This window comes from Chroococcidiopsis sp. [FACHB-1243] (assembly GCF_014696895.1).
Taxonomy (GTDB): domain Bacteria; phylum Cyanobacteriota; class Cyanobacteriia; order Cyanobacteriales; family Chroococcidiopsidaceae; genus Chroococcidiopsis.
Window position 1 is genome coordinate 46,635 of sequence record NZ_JACJQX010000009.1, and the last position, 18,695, is coordinate 65,329.

General features: G+C 44.7%; 16 protein-coding genes. All 16 read left to right on the top strand.

The features are described from left to right. Positions 1-3 precede the first annotated feature (3 nt). The 16 genes from H6G17_RS08715 to H6G17_RS08790 all read left to right on the top strand — a co-directional run bounded on the left by H6G17_RS08715 (position 4) and on the right by H6G17_RS08790 (position 18,600). Positions 4-582 carry a hypothetical protein gene (locus H6G17_RS08715; RefSeq protein WP_192156203.1) on the top strand — a complete coding sequence of 193 codons (579 nt, stop codon included), beginning with the start codon at positions 4-6 and terminating at the stop codon, positions 580-582. Then, the gene (locus tag H6G17_RS08720) at positions 582-3,701 is read left to right on the top strand and encodes a hypothetical protein (protein ID WP_192156205.1); all 3,120 of its coding nucleotides are present in this window, start codon (positions 582-584) and stop codon (positions 3,699-3,701) included. Before H6G17_RS08715 ends, H6G17_RS08720 begins: the two co-directional genes overlap by 1 nt. A 21-nt stretch (positions 3,702-3,722) precedes the next feature. Then, on the top strand, positions 3,723-4,541 hold the full coding sequence (locus H6G17_RS08725; RefSeq protein WP_192156207.1) for a hypothetical protein: 819 nt from the start codon (positions 3,723-3,725) through the stop codon (positions 4,539-4,541). Positions 4,542-4,549: 8 nt separating this feature from the next. Then, positions 4,550-5,752 (top strand): hypothetical protein, encoded by a 1,203-nt coding sequence (locus H6G17_RS08730; RefSeq protein WP_192156209.1) that lies wholly within the window; start codon positions 4,550-4,552, stop codon positions 5,750-5,752. 7 nt (positions 5,753-5,759) lie between these two features. Then, positions 5,760-6,494 carry a hypothetical protein gene (locus H6G17_RS08735; protein WP_192156211.1) on the top strand — a complete coding sequence of 245 codons (735 nt, stop codon included), beginning with the start codon at positions 5,760-5,762 and terminating at the stop codon, positions 6,492-6,494. 161 nt (positions 6,495-6,655) lie between these two features. Then, entirely contained in the window at positions 6,656-8,125 is a 1,470-nt protein-coding gene (locus H6G17_RS08740; RefSeq protein WP_192156213.1) for a TrbI/VirB10 family protein, read from the top strand. Continuing rightward, positions 8,122-8,640 (top strand): hypothetical protein, encoded by a 519-nt coding sequence (locus tag H6G17_RS08745; protein ID WP_192156215.1) that lies wholly within the window; start codon positions 8,122-8,124, stop codon positions 8,638-8,640. The genes H6G17_RS08740 and H6G17_RS08745 overlap by 4 nt, the downstream gene beginning before the upstream one ends. 33 nt (positions 8,641-8,673) lie before the next feature. After that, entirely contained in the window at positions 8,674-10,581 is a 1,908-nt protein-coding gene (locus H6G17_RS08750; protein ID WP_192156217.1) for a hypothetical protein, read from the top strand. An 18-nt stretch (positions 10,582-10,599) separates the two neighbouring features. Next, positions 10,600-11,136 (top strand): hypothetical protein, encoded by a 537-nt coding sequence (locus H6G17_RS08755; RefSeq protein WP_106216663.1) that lies wholly within the window; start codon positions 10,600-10,602, stop codon positions 11,134-11,136. Between the two features lie 20 nt (positions 11,137-11,156). Next, on the top strand, positions 11,157-12,995 hold the full coding sequence (locus tag H6G17_RS08760; protein ID WP_192156219.1) for a type IV secretion system DNA-binding domain-containing protein: 1,839 nt from the start codon (positions 11,157-11,159) through the stop codon (positions 12,993-12,995). Between the two features lie 32 nt (positions 12,996-13,027). After that, on the top strand, positions 13,028-13,615 hold the full coding sequence (locus H6G17_RS08765) for a hypothetical protein (protein ID WP_192156221.1): 588 nt from the start codon (positions 13,028-13,030) through the stop codon (positions 13,613-13,615). Positions 13,616-13,667: 52 nt separating this feature from the next. Next, a complete protein-coding gene (locus H6G17_RS08770; protein WP_039710206.1) occupies positions 13,668-14,099 on the top strand; it encodes a hypothetical protein in 432 nt (143 codons plus the stop codon). 121 nt (positions 14,100-14,220) lie between these two features. Further along, on the top strand, positions 14,221-15,636 hold the full coding sequence (locus H6G17_RS08775) for a hypothetical protein (protein ID WP_192156223.1): 1,416 nt from the start codon (positions 14,221-14,223) through the stop codon (positions 15,634-15,636). 102 nt (positions 15,637-15,738) lie between these two features. Further along, positions 15,739-16,383, top strand: a complete 645-nt coding sequence (locus H6G17_RS08780) for a pentapeptide repeat-containing protein (RefSeq protein ID WP_192156225.1) — start codon at positions 15,739-15,741, stop codon at positions 16,381-16,383. 387 nt (positions 16,384-16,770) lie between these two features. Further along, positions 16,771-18,345 carry a DEAD/DEAH box helicase gene (locus tag H6G17_RS34570; RefSeq protein WP_192156227.1) on the top strand — a complete coding sequence of 525 codons (1,575 nt, stop codon included), beginning with the start codon at positions 16,771-16,773 and terminating at the stop codon, positions 18,343-18,345. Between the two features lie 42 nt (positions 18,346-18,387). Then, on the top strand, positions 18,388-18,600 hold the full coding sequence (locus H6G17_RS08790) for a hypothetical protein (protein ID WP_192156229.1): 213 nt from the start codon (positions 18,388-18,390) through the stop codon (positions 18,598-18,600). Positions 18,601-18,695 lie beyond the last annotated feature (95 nt).

Sequence of the window (18,695 nt, forward strand, 5' to 3'; positions counted from 1 at the left end):
CTTATGTTAGTTCAAAGAATAAACAAAAGTTGTGTCGGAGAAGAAATACGCAGCCGTTTGGCTCAACTCAAATCAAAGTCTTACAAAACTTCATTCCTACTAACTTTGTACGTTGTAGCAACAGACTTTGTATTCAATAGCGTACCGTTTACTCTCCTGACCGTAATCGCGATCGGCGTGGCAATTATCTGCAAGCAAGTTCCGAAACAGAAAATGCAGCATTACTACATTGCTGTTCTGAGTTTGGGTATGGCATTGCTAATACCGTCATCCACAGTTCTAGCTCAAAATGCACCTGGACAAAACCAAAATCAAGCAGGCGGAGGCATTTTCGGGAATTTACCTCAAATCTTTAGCAATGCTGCTGGAGCTAATGGCGGAGGTACGATTACCAAAATATTTGCAGTGATTGGAGCTGTTTTAGCTTGCATTACTATATTTACATTTTTTCAAGGTATTACTCGAATGCGTGATGGATCTGAGGTTGGCACGGCAATGGGTCCGTTTTTGTGGTGTTTGGCGTTTGCTGCTGGTTGTCCGTTAATCATATTGTTGTTTACTGGTGGTGGTACGGGTATCTGATGGTAAGTAATAAAGCTAACAAACCAGAGCGGCATTCTAGATACCCAATTACCGCAAACCCTGTAATTGGGAAAAATCCTACAATAGCAGGGCTACCGTCAGAGCTGTTGCCCTTCTTCATTTTCTTTGGAATAGTTGGAGTTTTAGGCAAGTTCTACCTCCACTGGGACTGGTTGTGGACGATCGGTATTGTTGCTTGGATGTGCGGTAGTTTTTGGTTGCTATCAGGTGGCTACCCCAATAAATTTCTCTCTCAATTTCATCCCACCCCAAAACTGAGGCGCAAAAACATTTCCTGCCAGTGGCAGTCGAACGTTCCTTTACCAATTAAGGCAACTTCCACCATGAATCTACCCTTTGGTTTTGGAGGGCGAAAAGTTACTACTCCTGGACTACCGTCTGAATCGTATTACGTGGCTGAAGATGCATTTAACATCTTGTGTTACGTGCAGGTTGACTTACAAGGACGGCAAGTAGGTTTACGATTGTTGAAAGCAGGAAAGAATCGATTCAAATTTACCTTTGATTTTTTAGTTGACGGCGAACACCCGACGCTGACTGAGGAAAACGCTCAAACTATTTTGAATAATTGGGAAAGCGGACTGAAAGGTTTGCCTTTTGGAGAGCGGATGACCGTGGAGTGCGAGTCATTCTCTAGCGACGATGCTCGCCAAATCGAACTAGAAGAATATGCCAGTAGAAAATCCAATCTACTCTACGCTCTGATTCGTGCTCAGCAACAAAAAGCAGGAGAGCAAAAGCGAAAAGGGCTGCGAAACCCCAAAGATATTAGAATCACTTGCACGTATACTCCATTAGAAACAGATGCCGATGTAACGGATATAGTTGGCAGAGCGCTAACCTCTCTAAAAAAGTTTTTTAAAACTTTCAAAGGGCAGAAAGAGGAACTCGATCGCCAGCTTTTGCAAGAGACACTGACTCATGCATATACGAAGGGCTATTTGCAATGGGACGGGATCGTTAACGAACTAATGAAACTCAACGGTAGAATTGACACTGCAAAAGGGCTTTGGGAAAGGGACTGGAACTTTTTACATTACGGCGATGCTCCGGCTATTCCCCAACTACTCGTTCTCAACGAAAAAGGCATATCTGTGGAGCAGAACAACGCGCTGCTGTGTGCTTCCGTATTGTTAAGCGGGGAGCGAGGGCGCGATGCCACGCCCTATACCGGACGCGAGTGGGTATACGTTAAAGATAAATACGTGGGATATTTGGAACTAGGCAAATTTGGAGAATATACGAATGCCGTAGATCAGCTCCGTCATATGTGGTTGCCGCAGACCAAGACACAAGATTATAGGTTTGTCGCTACTTTTTGGATAGACGATATACACCTGCGAAAATTCCAACTCGAACGACAAACTCGTAACGCCAAAGAGCTGTCGATTAAAGCCCTCAAGAGTAAAACCGTTGATGTTAATGCCGATGAAAGAGCAGCTTGGTCGATTGCGGCACGGCAGGCAATTGAGCGTGGAGAGAACATGATAGGCGTGGCAGCTGGTGTATTTCTCCATCGTTCCAATCCTCAAACCTTAGAACAAGATCTACGCAAAACAGCTACTTATTTTAAGTCTACAACCATTTGTGAAACAGAACTCGCTTACCTGCGGTGGTTGCAATCTTTGCCATTTACTTGTAGCTGCCCTGCAAGCGATTTTTATAGCAATAAGTACCTTTATTCAAGCTATGAAGCGATTACGCTTCTGCCACTATTAAATACTCAAAAGATTCACCAACGGGGAATCGAATTACTAGCGAAAGAAGGCGGTACGCCAATTTATTTCGATTTGTACAAAGTTTTAAGATTAGCTGTTTTTGCTACAAGCAGAGGTGGTAAGTCCGTATTTTTAGGTGAAATTCTAATCCTGTGCTTAATTCTTAACATTCCTTTCATTGCTCTGGATTTCCCGCGACCGGATGGCACGTCCACTTTCTCCGATCCAATTAATTTACTAGCACAAAGCGGTGAAAAGTGCTTTTATGTAGATACTTTTGTATCGTCTAATAATCTACTTGAGTTTCCCGATTATAGCGGACTTCCTAGAGCTGAAGAACGGACTCAAGAGATTCGCGATTTTCATGTAGACGCAATTGTAACTTTAGTAACTACAGACGCAGATGACGAACAGGATATTAGAGATTTAGTAGTGCCGTCCCTTCACGATTTCTACCTTCAGCCAGAAATAATGCGGCGATACAAAGCAGCAAATGTAGCAGGACACGGTACGCCAGAACACGCGAACACGCCTACATTGTGCGATTACCTAGAGTTTGCCGAAAAGTGGATGCCCGAATACTTGGCAGCAAACGATCCAACAATTACTGATATTCAACGAGAAGCATCTGGACGAATTCTGGCACGGCTGAGGGGAATTCTTAAGAGTTCGTTAGGTAGAGCGATCGGTCGTCCCACCTCTTTTCGCTCCGACGTTACCGGGCTAGTATTTGCCTTCCGCAACCTGTCAAGCAACCGAGAAGCTAAGGTCTTGATGCTAGCAGCTTACTCTGCTCTATTGCGTCGAGCCTTGGAGAGTCCTATTAGCGTCTGCGTTCTCGACGAACTTTCAATACTAGCAGGTTTTCCGTCTATCATGCGGATCGTCGGGCAGTTCTGCGCCAATGGTGGTAAGTGGGGATGTAGCGTCGTCGTATCCGGGCAAGAACCAAACTCTCTAGCACAAACGGCAGTTGCTTCCCAAATATTCGACAACTTGACGGCTTCCATGTGCGGACATATCAAAGGGACTGCAATTCAATCAATGTCAGATGTTTTAGGATTCGAGCGATCGCTGGTAGCTCCTTATGCATCTAGCTCAACTAAACCTTCTGCCATTAGCTTGACTTCCAACTGGCTGATCAATTTGGACGGAACGACACATATCGAGTGCCTATATCGCTCTAACAGATTAATGCTAGCTCTGATGGCAAATAACCTTGACGAGTCGGCAGCGCGATCGAGAGTTATGGCGGCTTATGAAGATCCGCTGGAGGGGCTACTTGCCTTTGCCAAACTGTACGAACGCGCTCTAGTTACGGGAATGCCGATGGATTCAATTCAGCCTGTACGTCAGCTAGTAGCTTCGGTTGCGAACTAAGGGGATGCAATGCTTATAAAAATGGATCGACGACTAAAAACATGGTACTTAATTGGTACGAGTATAGCCGCGCTTTTTTTTTCTGCTGGTATTGCTTGTGCGGGGATTACGAGAGATGCTGATAACATTAATAGAGGAATAGATCGCATCAGTCCGATAGCCAAAAAAATTGGTGGATCTGATATATCATCGACAGTCGATCAAATTAGTAAGTATCTCGATCGTGCGGGTAATTTTCTTGATGAAATCGAGCAGTATTGGGATGAAATTTCCGGTTTTTATCGCGATATTATCGATTTCGATCTAGATGGAATTATCTCTGATGTAGACAGAATCACGGGAATTTTGGGTATCCCTAACCCATTAGCAGTGCGCTCTACCATTATGCAGCAAGCGTCGATGCCCAACCAGGTTATTACGGCAAATGTTGGAGCTAACGCTATAGATCGGCAAGTTGTAGAGGGAGTTATCTCAGGAGTTTTCAGCAAACGCGGACAAGAAATAATTGCAAATCAGCAAAAAACGGTTCTCAATTCTATAGATCAATCTAACACTGCCGCTCGCCATGCCTTAAAGCGAAACGTTACTCAGGATGTTTTAAAAGATATTGCCGTACAGCAGACAACACTAGCAGCAATAGCCGGACAATCTTCAGCACAACTCACGGCGATCCAAACTCATGCGGCAGCTTCCAATTTAATGTTAGATGATATCAGTACTACGCTCGATCAAGTGTCGGTCATTGGTGAACTAGAACGGCAGCAGACGCTTAACTCCAAAATTGCTGCTTCTCAAAATTTATGGATTCCTGGACTGGATCGATACAGTAACGATGAGTGAAAAAACGTATGTTCGATACTTATTATTTAGCACTAGATACTTTTAGCGACTTGATGAATAATACTAAAACTAATCAAGAAGCTATTACGCAAGCTTGGAATCTTAATTGGCAAATTCTTATTTTGCCAAAAAATAATTTAATTTTTCAACAACTAGCTTATGTAGCACGAGTAATTGGTGCATGTTGCTTTCTCTACTCATTTTATCGAGCTTTACAGCATTTAAAACAGACCTTTGATATCGAGCAATTTATGTTTTTAATTCGTCCCATGATGGTACTGCTTTTGCTCATACCTAACGGCGATCATTCAGCTCAAGTCACTTTTGGCTTGCACAGAATCCTCGAACGCGGCATTTCTAGTTTTTTAGCTCAGGAAGTTAATGGAGTTAAAATTAAACAAGTTATCTACGATCCAATTGCAACGGCTTCTGCTAGGGATGCATTGATTCAAGAACTCAATCAGTGTAGCGCTCGTCCGATGGTTGCTCCTGCAATTGAATACGGTCCACCACAACTTACTCAAACGGAGTGCGTCAATAATTTGAAAGAACGTGCCGAAGAATTACAAAATACTTACGAGCAACAGTATTGCGGAGGCTTTTGTCCAGGAGCAGCAAGATTTTTTAAAACTTTTGCCAATACAATAACTGATGTTTTGAGCAAAGGAGCTTTTAAACCAACCAATAATACTAGTCCGATGGGAGTACTTTCACCGGACAGTACTGTAGTTGGAACTGTTCTGAGCGCGCTAAAAGATGTTGCCAACGCTGCCGGAGGCTATGCTGCTCAATCGGGAATGGAAGCTTCACTCTATGCCAAGTCATGGATGTTCACCAACTCAATGGAAGGGGGTCAACTGCTATCAGGTCTCATTTTTCCAATTGTATTGGCAATTTCGTTGATGCCCGAAAAGAGAATGCTAGTTTTTGATTGGTTCGTAATTTTTGGCTCTTTTACTCTGGCACTACTCTACTACGATATTGCCATTGGGTTAACAGCTCTACTTTTGGTATACGCTAAATCTCAAGCCATGAATACTTTGCAGTACGCTTACATGCTCGGTTATGGCGCTCCAGCAATCGCCCTCGGTCTGGCAACTGGGGGAGCGTTTGTGGCGATCAAGGCAGCTAACCAGTCTTATGCCGAACAAATAGGTATGGTGACGAGCGTGGCAAATTCTGTAGTTTCCATAGCAACTATCTTAATCTAGTGTCAATATGCACCGCCTTCCCTTTGATAGACCCCGTTTTCACTCTAGTAACTTCATCCCACTAACTCAGCTTGCTGTACTGGCGATTGCGATCTTACTTCTATTGATGGTTTTTTATATGGGAACGCAGTTAAGCGCTTTGGCACGCAAACCTCCTCCTTCATTAGTACAATTGGTTGACGGGCAGGTACTTCAAGTTGCCCCCGCTTCAGCAGACTATCGAGAACCAGGAGTCGTATCTCGCGTAGCACAGGAGTGGGAAACGCTCACTTACAACTGGTCGGGAAAGCTGCCCAACGGCAAAATCGATCCAGGCATTAATATCGGTAAAGGTAAGAAAGTTACTACTGCAACGTGGGATGCTGCTTTTCTTCTAAGCGAGGATTTTCGGCGGGAATTTCTGCAAGGAATTGCCGATATTACCCCTCCAGAGATTTTTGAATGTCCCGACCGAGGTGTTTGCCAGCTGCAAACGGTACTGCAAATCGACCAACTCTTGCCACCCAAACCGATCGGACAGGGTCAGTGGTCGGTGGACTCGATCGGTCACTTGATCGCTTTCAATTTAAGTCAGCCAATCGGCGAACCGATGCCGATCAACAAAAGGATTCGACTAAGAGCAATTCCCCCACCCCGCTATCCGCTCGAAAAAGGACTATCTCCCCTTCAACAAGCCGCGTATCACTTAAGGAAGGCAGGGGTAGAAATTTTCCTAATTGAGGACATACCTAATGCTGCTTGAGGTTAGCAGAAACTCTCACATTTACAAATGAAGAAATTCCCTGTCATTCTACTAAGCCTTAACAAGGTTAACAAAACTCGTTTACAAACTTAAATGGAGGTGCGGAGTTCCTCAATTCGCTAATAATTGCGCTCGTATTTGGGATTCCGTAGCTGAATAAAATGGACAAGAGCAAAATTGATGAAGAAGTAGGCTATCAGCACGACGAGCCAGATGTGGCTACAGCGTCTAAGGAAGAAGTTCCCCTCTTAGATGCTGGCGATCGCATCAAGCCAGCTCAGGTTAAACGCCAGCGTTCTTTTGGTAATAAACCTCTTCCCCGCCTGATGTTAATTGGTACGGGTAGCTTTCTGGCAATGCTAATAGTGGTGGGCTTTATTAAGGGCGATACTAATAGTGGTGGTACTTCTCAACAACAACCAGCTACAACAAATACCCCTCCCCAACAAGAATCAGACCTTGCAGTTGAAAATGCCAAATTAAAAAGGCAGTTAGCTCTTGCCAAACAACAGCAGCAACTCGCCAATTTGAGAGTGCAGCTTGCTAAGCCCAAACCCATCGTTACGCCTCCCTCCCCTCGTCCCTCTCGAATTGCCTCCACTCGCCCCATTACAGCTTTACCCGTGCGCCAAGTGATGTACGTCCCAGCACCCAGACCAATAATTACTCATTCTCAACCTGCGAGACCTCAGCCCGCTACGCCCGTTCCAGTTGCTACCCCTTCTCCCGATCCTTACCTTGCTTGGAACCAAGCTGCAACTTTGGGCAAGATTGGCAGTACGTCGGTAACAGGTATTTCTGAAAATACAAGTCAAATGCAAGCTTCAAGTGTTGATGATTCCGACGAATCTGATACAAGCGAAGCGAATATATCAGTATCCCAGCCGAGTGGAGGAACTGGCGAACCTCCGATTCAGCTTGGTTTACAAGAGCGAAGATCGCAAAGCGAAAACCCCTCGGCATCGTACCAGTCGAGCAATAATTACCCAGTTACCGATCGTAGTTTGATCGTCGGTACGCACGCCGAAGGAGAGTTAGAGACGGCGATCGCCTGGACGGGCGAGTTGCAAAATGCCGACCAAAGATTTCTCATTCAACTCAAGGAACCACTTCGAGCCAACGATGGTTCGGTTGCGGTTCCTCAAGGGACGAAACTCGTTGCAAGAATCGATCGCGCGACTGGTAACGGACTGTTACAACTTTCTGTTCTATCTCAGCTGTCACAAGCTAACGGTCGCACTGTCGAGCAGCCCTTACCTCCTGGAGCTATCTTGATTTTTAGTAAAGATGGTCAACCGTTGCAAGCTAAAGCACGGAGGCGGAGAGATTTGGGAAGAGACATACTCATGCCCATACTAGCTGGTGCTTCTAACGTAGCAGGATTGATAAATTCTCCTACTTCTGAATCCGTGTACAGTTCGGGAGACTTTTACAACTCCACAATCAAACGAGATCGGCGAGATTATTTAGCTGGCTTTGGTCAAGGAGCGTCGCAGTCTTTAGTCTCTCAAATGCAAAATCGCAATCAACAATCGTGGCAGGATAACCAATCGCAAGCTCCAGTTTATCAGTTGAAGCAAGGTACTTCCGTCCAAATTTTCGTCAACCAATCATTCCCCCTCGAACGATGAAACGCTTGATTTTTCTCTCTCTTACTTTACTGGGACTATACGGCAATCCCGCTACAGCTTTTCCAACTCGCGAAGTTTTCTCCGACCGAGCGCAAGGAATTGATGGTTCTATTATTGAATTAGAAATTTACCCTGGGGATCTTTTTACGATCAATTTTTCTAAAACTGGCGAAACGGTAAAGCAAGTTATGGCTGGCGATCCTTCTCGTTTTACTTATGGTGGAGTAGACGGAGTACTATGCCCTCTCACCGTAGCGGAAAGCTGTACCAGCACGGGTGCAAAAGTCGTGTTTATCAAGCAAATATATCCTCCGCTAGAATTTCCCAACCAATCTCACAGTGCGGATGGTAGCACTCAGTTAAAAGTCTATACGGAAGGCGATCGAGGACTAAGACAATATATTTTTAAACTTATTCCCATACCAGTGGGAGTGAAAAAAACTTCTAGTTATTCGTCTTTAATTATCAATCCCGACAGTTTAAAGCCTCAACCGTTACTATTACAAAACAAATAGAAATCTATTTTTTCTACATAAATGTAAGCTTATATGCGTTATTTCAAAATTAATAAATTATTATTATATTTAATTATTTGGACTGCAAGTTTCTTGCTAATTTTTGCTTGTCTAGAAACTGAACCTGCGTACTCGCAAAACTTAGAAGTCGATACTAGTACTACGCTACCAACTATTACATATACTGACGGACAAGAGGAAACATACGTCCCAGATTGGTCTAAGGTTACGTTTTCTTCGTTTTCGGCGATCTCACAGTCGGGTTGGGTCGATTTTCCGCAAGACTTAGTAAAAACTCTAAAATATAACCCCTCGCGAGTTTGGCAAGCTGGTACGTCCGTTGACGCGCTCGTGCAATTGGGCGATCTTAAAGACGCTTTCCATCTCGAAGCATTCAGCTTGAATGATATTTCCGACCTCACGGGATTGGCGCTAAAAAACATAAATTTAAATAACTTTGGAATAGCAGATTTACAAACTCCCCTATCTTTAGTCAAAGCGATTCCACAATTGGCAAACTTATCAATTGACAGCGTTGCACCTTTGAAGGATTTATTACAGCTATCGGGAGGACTGGGCAACGGCACGATCTCCCAGATATTGCAACAAAATCCAGTTTTTGGCAACTTGTCTTTGGGTAAATTAGACTTATCTCAGTACAGCTTGCAGTCTATTCCAGGTTTGTCCCAAGCGTTTATCGGTAACTTTACAGGTTGGCAGCAATCTTTTATTACCGATATCCCTGGCTTGAATCTCGTTTCCTTCAGTCAGTTTCCCGTACCTTTCCTGAGCGGAGGCATTTCTTTCGGTAGGATGGATGTTGCTTATTCCAATGCCGAGTATGGCGATCCTACGGTGCCTGCCGACTTGTATATCAGCGGTAGCATCAATCGCAAAGGAAAAACCGTTCCCGTACCCTGTACGGCTGGAAAGCCTTGTAGTTACGCAGAGATTGTCGATCTTTTTTCCATCGATGGTTCTTTGCATGGGAAGCGTTGGGTTTCGGGTCTATCCCAAAAAGTTAAAGGTGGATATGGACCTTTGGCGAAAGTAAATGGGGGTTGGGAACCTACGGGAATTAAAGTATATCCAGGCGTTCCTTTTAAAGTAGTGCTGACGAGCGTTGACGAGACAAAAGGAACTGCTAAATTCGCACTGTACTTCAACTTTTGCGCCGACCTTCCCTTCGTAGGTAAATCCTGCACTCCTTATTTTATCGGTCCCGTTCCTTGGTTTCCAATCCACGAAAAAGGACTTATAGTTGTAGCGTCAAATTCTCAGCCCAACGTAAATATCCCCGCAAAATATCAAGCCCGAATAAACGAGATCGGGCAACAGTACAAACCGCAGCGGACAACCAATACTTCGGAAGTAATTAGCAGCACCTCTCTCTGCGGACAAGGACCAGGGGGAATCGATTTTCAAGCGCTGGCAGATGCGACTAGTAGCATTGAAGGCAACTACAACAGCATCGGGCAGTGGGGATGTGATGGCGCGGGAAATTGCGGGCGTGGGTTGGGACGTTACCAGTTAATGACTTACCGCAGTGATGTTCGATCGGCAATTACGAGCCAACCAGGAGGTAGCAACTTCTATGCTCGTCTTCAAGCAGGATATAACCCATCCACTGCCGAACTCAATCAATATTTTTCAACTCAAGTACAAGATCGTTTATTCGTCACCGCTCAAACACAGAATATCAACCGCCTGCTACGGCGCGGAAAATCAGGCGACGAACTGGTAGCTTGTCTGGGGCAGATGTGGTATTCGGGGACTTGCAGCAATTCAAGCGGGCGCGACTACACTGGCGGTCCCACTATTAGGGAATACGGTCAGAAATTGGTGAAGGGATATCGTCAGGCTTTGGCAAAGTCTAACAAAAACTGCGCCACATCCCCTACAAAAGATAATACCTCTCAAAGTCGCGATCGATCGCAGTAGCAGTAAAGGATGAACAATATGGTAACTCGTTCTACTTTTCTTCAATTAGTGTTTATATCCAGTATTATCTGGATCTGCTGCCATGCCGTAGTAGGAAATGCTACCGAGATCTTGAAGTGGGAACAGTTGCAGGGTGCTACTCCAGCTTTGATAGAACGGGTCAGTCGCGATTATACAAGCGATATTGCCCCAGAATCTCCCGTAAATGTAAGACAGATGCGAGTGATGCAAATTAGCAAGCCTAACGCAAAAACTCTTTATTTAATTAACACTCGCTTGCCAGGAGATACTAACCTCAGTTGTGGAGTATCGGGATGCTTGTTCTACGGTTACGTCAAAGACGATCGCAACGATCGCTTCATACAGGTATTCAACGGCTACGTTAACGATTTTCAACCGCAGAAGGCTCCCCCAATTATACAAGTTAGCGATCGCTTAGAGCATCGCCTACCTTGCTTGCGCTTGACTTCTTATAAAAATAACTTCCCTCAGCCTTTTGTTACTCATCTTTGCTACGACGGCAAGACGTACCAGCCAGTTGATTCACCTAAGTAACGCTCGATGGAATAGCTTTTATGCCCCAATACGTTCGGACGGTATCGGCTACGACCGCAGAATATAACCCTTATAGCAATGCATTTGCTCCTTTAATGCATCCAGATATGAGTTGGCGGTGGGTATTGCTCGGTGGCATCATGCTATTTTTCGCCTTAAGCAGTCAGTTTAGCAGTCGGAAGGGAAAACTAACTACTGGTCGCTGGGCAGGCGCGAGGGAAAAGCGAGCGGCGCTCGACAGCGCGATCGTGCAGTTGCGAGAGCGCAAAAAGGATCGGGTTACGCTCTACGTCGGTACGCCCAAGTACCGAATTAAATTTGCTCCCATTCCTACAGATGCGACCCGAAAGGAGCGTTGGGTTCGACAACTGGCGACCTGGGCGTTAGTCACTCGCGCTAGGGTTTTTACTTTGTGCGGCTTGACTTGCTCTTACCTCGTTCCCGACGCGCAACGCGGGATCGTAGTTCTCGGTAGCCCTGGTACGGGAAAGACTGGTAGCGCGATCGATCCCCTGATCCGCAGCGCGATTGACGAGTCAATGTCAATGCTGATCTACGATGTCAAGGGCGACCACATGCGACGGCACGTCGCTTATGCTATCGAAGCAGGTTATGAAGTTTATATTTTTGCACCAGGTTTTCCCTATAGCGGTACGATCAACCCTTTAGATTTTCTGCAAGATGGGGGAGACTCGGCTAGTGCTAACGAAATCGCAACTATTATCAACCGCAATTCCAAACTAACTTCTAGTAAAGGACAGGATGACTTCTTCGGACCGCAGGGAGATCAGTTGCTGGAAACAGTACTCATGCTGGCGAAGGCTAGCCCCTATCCAGATATGCTGACAGCTTGGAAAATTTTGTCCTTGCCGAAACTAGCCAAACGGCTACAGCTAGCGAGCGGGCAGCATAATTTAGACCTGTGGGCAGAAGTGAGCGCCACATCGTTGCTTTCTGTTGCAGATGCAGAGCGCACGGTAAGCGGTATTGTGGGGACGGCAACGATTACTTTTTCTCGGTTTGTCAAGCGCGATTTTCTACCCAGCTTGATCGGTAAGACGACGATTCCACTGAGGCTCGACGGCAAGCAAATAATTTTCTTTCAGATCGACGAAAAGCGAGAGGCGGCAACTGCTCCCTTGGTTGCTTCATTGTTGCACATGATTGTCAAGCACAACATGAACAACCAAACCCCCCGCCAGACTCCTATGGCGTTGTTCATGGATGAATTTCCCAGTTTGTGGGTTCCAGATTTAGTCAACTGGATCAACCGCTTTCGGTCGTATGGCTTGGTGACGGTTCTAGGTTATCAATTTCAATCTCAACTGAAAAAAACTTACGGGCAGGATGACGCAGACTCGATAGTAGCGGCTTGCTCCACTAAGTTTGTCTTCAATCCCAATCACGAACCTACAGCTGCATCTTGGAGTAAGTATGTAGGTAAAAAAGAGGTAGTCATCAAGCCCCGCTCTAAAACACACGGCAAGCAACATAGCACCAGCCAATCGGAACAGTACCACCAGATCGATCTGATAACGGCAGACCAGATCAACAAAATGCGGGAACGCGAAGGCTTATTTATCAGTCCTCGTTATGAAGGTGGTGGTGCTGGCTCCATTCCTTGGCACGTCAAAAGGTTTGTTTTGCCTGAAGACGACTTGCAAGCGCAAGAGCAAAGCACGAAGCTATGGGATACAAAAGTCCGCGCTCGCTTGGTAGAGAGAGCTAGGAAAACGCAGATCCATCTGGAGGACTGCCAGCTACGAATAGAACTTTTGCAGAGAGCGGCGATTGCGGGGTGGCAGCTACCACCACCAGAAGAGATGGAGGCTGTAGCAAGCGCGGCAGGAGAAGACTAAACTCGTAATATTGCAAGGAGTAACGATAAATCATGCTAGATAGGGATTTTTCTCACGTTGATTCATCTCAACAGCATATTATTCGCGAACAAGTTAGAACCGCTCAGAATACGGTTGAGGGAGCAGCGCGGATCTACAAGCGATTGTCGCTTAGAAAAAAAGCTCCTCCTAAAGTTAGGATAGGAATCGATAAAAATACAACTCATGCAGCTTTAGAACAGAAATCAGATCGGGATGTAAAAACAGAGGCTTTGACAGCCCAAACATCGAATGAAAAGTCTCCCGAAATTGAGGTAGAAATCGAGAAAAACACTACTCATGCAGCTTTATGGAATGAGTATAGTGAAGGTGTAAAAGCTGAAGTACCAGCACAAAAAACGCTTGCCGTCGCCCAACAAGCTATACGTGAAGGTCATTCTCCAGAAAATACTGCCAAAATCTTATCTCACGACCCAGAATTTCAAAAACTTCAACAACAAAATTCTGTGTCGGCAGAGCGCTATGCAAATCTTGCCGTTGCAACCGCTCAACGTCAAGAGCTAGTAGCGGCAAGTAAAAAACCTGAAAAACAAAAGCAGCAACAACATAGTAAAAATAGCGAAATCGAACGCGACTTGTAAGTAAAAACTGTGTATTGAAATGTATGTTATGCTAATTCAATAGGAGATAAAAATGGCTTCCTACTATCAACTACAGCAGTACGAACTAGAAGCAATTCAAGCTAAGTTGCCTGCGAATTTTGCTGACTTAAAAGATACGTATCCGCTCTCAGTTGCTGCTGCTGCCACAAGCTGGGATTTGCCAGCCTATCCAAAAGGCTACAAACCAAGAATCATCGAATTAAATTATACCGAGGACGACGATTTTTCTTCTCCTCACGTAGTTATTGAAGAAGGAGCAATCGTTTATTTCGACTCTCAAGCATTCGACGTTGCTGACGGTACGCTTGGAATTTCACTCGACGAAGAAGAGCCAGCATACGTTCGGATAAACGATCTAATTCTTCTCAATCGCATGGAAGAAGTTATACTGCCGAAAATTGCAATCCCAGAAGCGTCGCTTTGGCTGCGGTTCAACCTTCCTAGCTTTTTTACCATAGCTTAAAAATACTTTCCGATCTTTGCAGCAGTTAAAAATCTGCAAAGAGACTTCAGTTTCAGCGATCGCCGTGCAGTTCTAGCGAATTGCTTTTCTCCAATTCAACAATTTATCTTGAGGAAAAACCGTGCCTCCAGAAGAATCTCCATTGCAACCGTTGCAGTCAGAACAAACCATTTCCAAACCAGATCTAGCCCAACAGCTCAATCCACCTACTCCAGTTTCTAACAAGTCTCCTAGTGAAACAAAAAGTAAAGCTGGGGTTGAAGAAACCGCTAATGAGATACAACCCAAGCCAAATGTCGAACCAACCCCAATTCCGAAAGATATTCTTTCTCAAATTCATCGAGCAGTAGAAGCTGGAAAGTTTCAAGGTGCTTTACCCCTCACTATCAGAGAAGGTTGGCGCAACACCGTGTTCAAAGCCGTTCCAGGTCAAGAACCAGAAATTAATAGCGTCACCCCTAAACAACTAGCTTTAATCCAAAAAGCTATTGAAGATCCGCAAGGGCTGAAAGGCTCGATTCGTATTTTCGTTGGCAAAGAAAAAGTTTTTGAAGTAGATAGCAAAAAAGGGATCGTGTTTGACATGCTCGGTCTGATTCCCGAACGCGCTCGCGATCGAGCGTTAGACCAGTTTAGTCGTAATACTCAGTTGGCTAAACCCAACGAACAAACCCGCAAAATGCAGCCAGTCCAAGCTCAGCCTCCGCAGGTGGAAGAGGTTAGCTTAAAAGACCAAATCGAGCGACTTCAAGCTCTTGTCGAGCAACAGCAAAAACAAATAGAATCGCTGACCTCGCGGCTCGACAAATTTGCTAGTTCTCCTATCTTTTCAGCGCTAGCAACTGTTGACTCCGTGAGCGACTGGGCTAACCAAATTAGCGCCAAGATTAAAGAATCGGGGCAAACAGCAGTCAAGCAAGCGTCGCAAGAATTGGATCGTAACAAAAAGACGCTGGGCAGCAAAATACGAGAGGTTTTGACAAATTTTCGGGATAAGACTACTCGCCAAGTTGATGTCGTGCGCGATCGCGTGTCTACAAGAATTGAAGCCACTCAAAGCAACGTCAAGCAACAAGTTGGCGACACGGCACTCAAGGTTACGGGAGCTGCTGTCAGGACGGTAGTAAACGCTTTCGGCGAGAAATCTGCCGATGGTTCTACGCTCTTTCAATCTTCTGCTAACGATTTGTCCTACCGAGTTACAGGCGATCGCGTTACCGTCAGCGAACGTACCGCAATCGATCCACAATCGATGTGGAGCAAATACAGTCAAGGTGTCGAAGCTCAAGTTCCTGGTGATTTTACTCTAGTAACCGTACAGAATGCAGTTCGTGCCGGAGAAGTTCGACAGAACGTTTTGCAAATGCTCTCTGCCGACCCTGAAGTTAAACGTATTCAAAACGCACGCGGAGCAGCAGCAGCCAAGCAATATAGCGAACTTGCTTTTGCAACAGTAAGTAAGTCTTTAAAAGTCACAGAACGACAGCAGCCACAAAAACAAGCAGAGCGTCAAGCTCAAACCGAAAACGAGGCTTAGATTTATGAAGAGAAATACTGAAATTGCTGACGCTATCAGTATTTCTCAATTTGTTTGATGCCTTGACTACTATAGTCTTTAAACACTTGAGGCTTTAAAATTATGAAACTAATTCCCGTTTTCTGCATGTCATCCTTACTTTGCACGCTCGTATCTTCACTCGTTCTAGCAGAAGACTCCGTTCAACTACAACAACTGATAAAAACAAAAAAGTGCGTTGGCTGCGATCTCAGGCAAGCTAAACTAAGTAATCTAGATTTAAGTAATGCTAATTTAGAGAATGCTAACTTGACAGGTGCAGTTTTAGAGCGCGTCAACCTAAAAAATGCTAACTTAACTAAAGCTAACTTGTCTAGCATAATGGCAAACTATACTAATTTTGATAAAGCTAACTTGAAAGAATCCGAGCTTATTAATGCATCATTTAGCTATAGCGATCTTTCTCAAGCAGATCTATCAAATTCTAGTTTGAATAGAGTGAGAGCAAATTACTCTAAATTTATTCGTACTAACTTTAGCGAAGCCGAGCTGAATGACGCTAGTTTCGATCGCTCGGATTTAAGTTATGCAGATTTAACTTCTGGCAAGCTAGAACAAGCTACTTTTACTAATACAAAAATGCGAGGTGCAGATCTCACTGATGCCGAGCTTTGTCCCAGTTCCATACAGGTAGCGCCTTATTGCGCTAATTTGAGTAGTGCAGATTTGACAGATATTAAAGGATTAGAACCAGGATTCGTTCCCTAGTATTAGGGCTTAAATCTATCCGAGTAGATGAGCGATTGCTTAGTTTTTACCAAGACGATCTTATAACTAAGAAAAATGGCTAAACTAAAGTACTGCCCCCACTGCCAGCAAAATGTAGCACTAGTGACAAGACCTACCACAGCAGCTATAATTCTTGCTTTTATTGGTTTCCCTTTTCTAGTTGCTAGTAACTCACTCAATAAATCTGCATGGAGAGTTGCTGCTCCAAGCGCAGGTATTGCAGTTTTATCGATCGCTCTATTTCCCCTACTATTTAAAATCAGTTGCTTTATTGCTGTCGTCGCATTACTTGCGCCAAAAAGCTACTGCCCTATCTGTCGTACTCCTAATAGATTTTTACACTCACCAAAAATAGTTTAATTTTTCGTGACACTTCTAGAAAAATTTTCACTTGTTTCTCCCAATACAGTAACGCTAAACCTCAGACCTTATCAAAAACAGTGCATTGCAGATGCTTATTCGCTAATTCGTTTGGGGAAAAAGCGAATATTGATATTTGCTCCTACTGGTGGTGGCAAAACTTTGCTCGGCTCTCAAATCGCTCGACACGCGGTTGATAAAGGGAGATGTATTCTTTTTGTCGTACATAGAGATATTTTAGTAGAGCAAACCGCTCAAAAACTAGCAGCTTTTGGAATCGTCCCTGGATTTATTAAATCTGGTTGGAAGGAAGACCGCCGAGCGCAAGTACAAGTCGCGTCGGTGCAAACGATGGTAAAGCGTGACTGGTGGAGGCAGTACCCAGCAGACATCGTTATTTTGGACGAAGCCCATCTCACGGCGTACACTTCTGTCGTGCGTCAAATGATGTCTACTGTATATCCGCAGGCTATTTATTTAGGACTGAGTGCAACTCCTTGGCGAACGAATCGGCGCGAGAGCTTGAGGGATATTTTTGAGGGTTTGGTTTGCGGACCGATGCCCTACCAACTGATTGACTCTGGGTATTTAGTTAAACCCAGCTATTTTCCCGTGACCGAAGCAGACTTGCAAAGCGTGGGGACGACCGTTAGCGGTGATTTTGATGAGGCACAACTAGCCCTGGCGTGCGATCGACCGGAACCGATCGAGCAAGCAGTGCGAGATTGGCTGCGACTGGCGAAAGGACGGAGAACGCTTTGCTATACCGTTAACGTTTCGCACGCTCGACACCTGTGCGAGGCATTTTTGGCAAAAGGAATTCCATCTGCTTACATTTCTGGTGCGACACCACCGAAGCAAGCTAACCAAATTTACACGCAGTTAGCGGCATTGGAGATTCAAGTTTTAGCAAGTTGTATGAAGTTAGTGGAGGGATTAGATATCCCAAGCGTTAGCGCAGAATTGATGTGCCGCCCTACTCATTCACCTTCTTTGTACTTTCAAATGCTCGGTCGTGCGCTCCGCCTCAGTCCTGAAACAGGAAAAATTGATTCAGTCATTATCGATCAAGCTGGCAACGTGGCACGTCACGGTTTTGTTGAAGATATTAAAGAAATTAGCTTGGAACCAGGGAATAAAAAACAAGTGTTGGAAGCTCCAAAGAAATTATGTCCTCGTAATAATGGGGGCTGTGGAGCTATGCTTTATGCTTTCAACATGAAATGTCCTTGTTGTGGATACGTATTCGAGCAGCTCAAGAAAATTTATCTCGTTCCAGAAATAGGAGAAGTAATTCGTCAAGAAGACGCAGAACGCTACAAATTTTATCGCCAAAAGTTGAAAGAAGCCTATGAAAATAATTTCGATCCTGGCTGGGCTGCTCATGTATTTCGCGACATGTATGGTCATTGGTCGCCGGATTCATGGGCAAAAGGAGCTATTTTTGGGACTCCATCTTCTGAGGCGCACAGAACTTCTTATTATAGCCACCTTCAGGCGATCGCTCGGCGTAAGGAAAAACCGGACTCGTGGATTCAACGTTACATGACGCTAGAGTTTGGCTTTGGCGATCTTGTTTGAGCTTGACCCTAGCAAGGTGTCTCAAGATTAAATAAATATTTTATGAATGATTTTGCTCGAATCTCTCAAATCCGTACTTACTTTAGACGTTACAACAGCGGTAACTACAACCGCGACGAATGCCTGTGTAGAATTGAGATTGTAGCCAAAGTTCTAACCCAACAAGATTTGCAGACGCTCCAAGGAGGTGTCCTGACATCAAGTATGCGCTCGAAAGTTTTAGCTTGGCTGCGATATAATAGCAGCTCTATCTAATTTTGATGCGAAACCTGACGAGTCAACAGCTAAAAAGGAAAGTGCCAGCATCTAAGCCTCGTCATTTAAATCGTTTGTTACTTGCTGGAAGTACG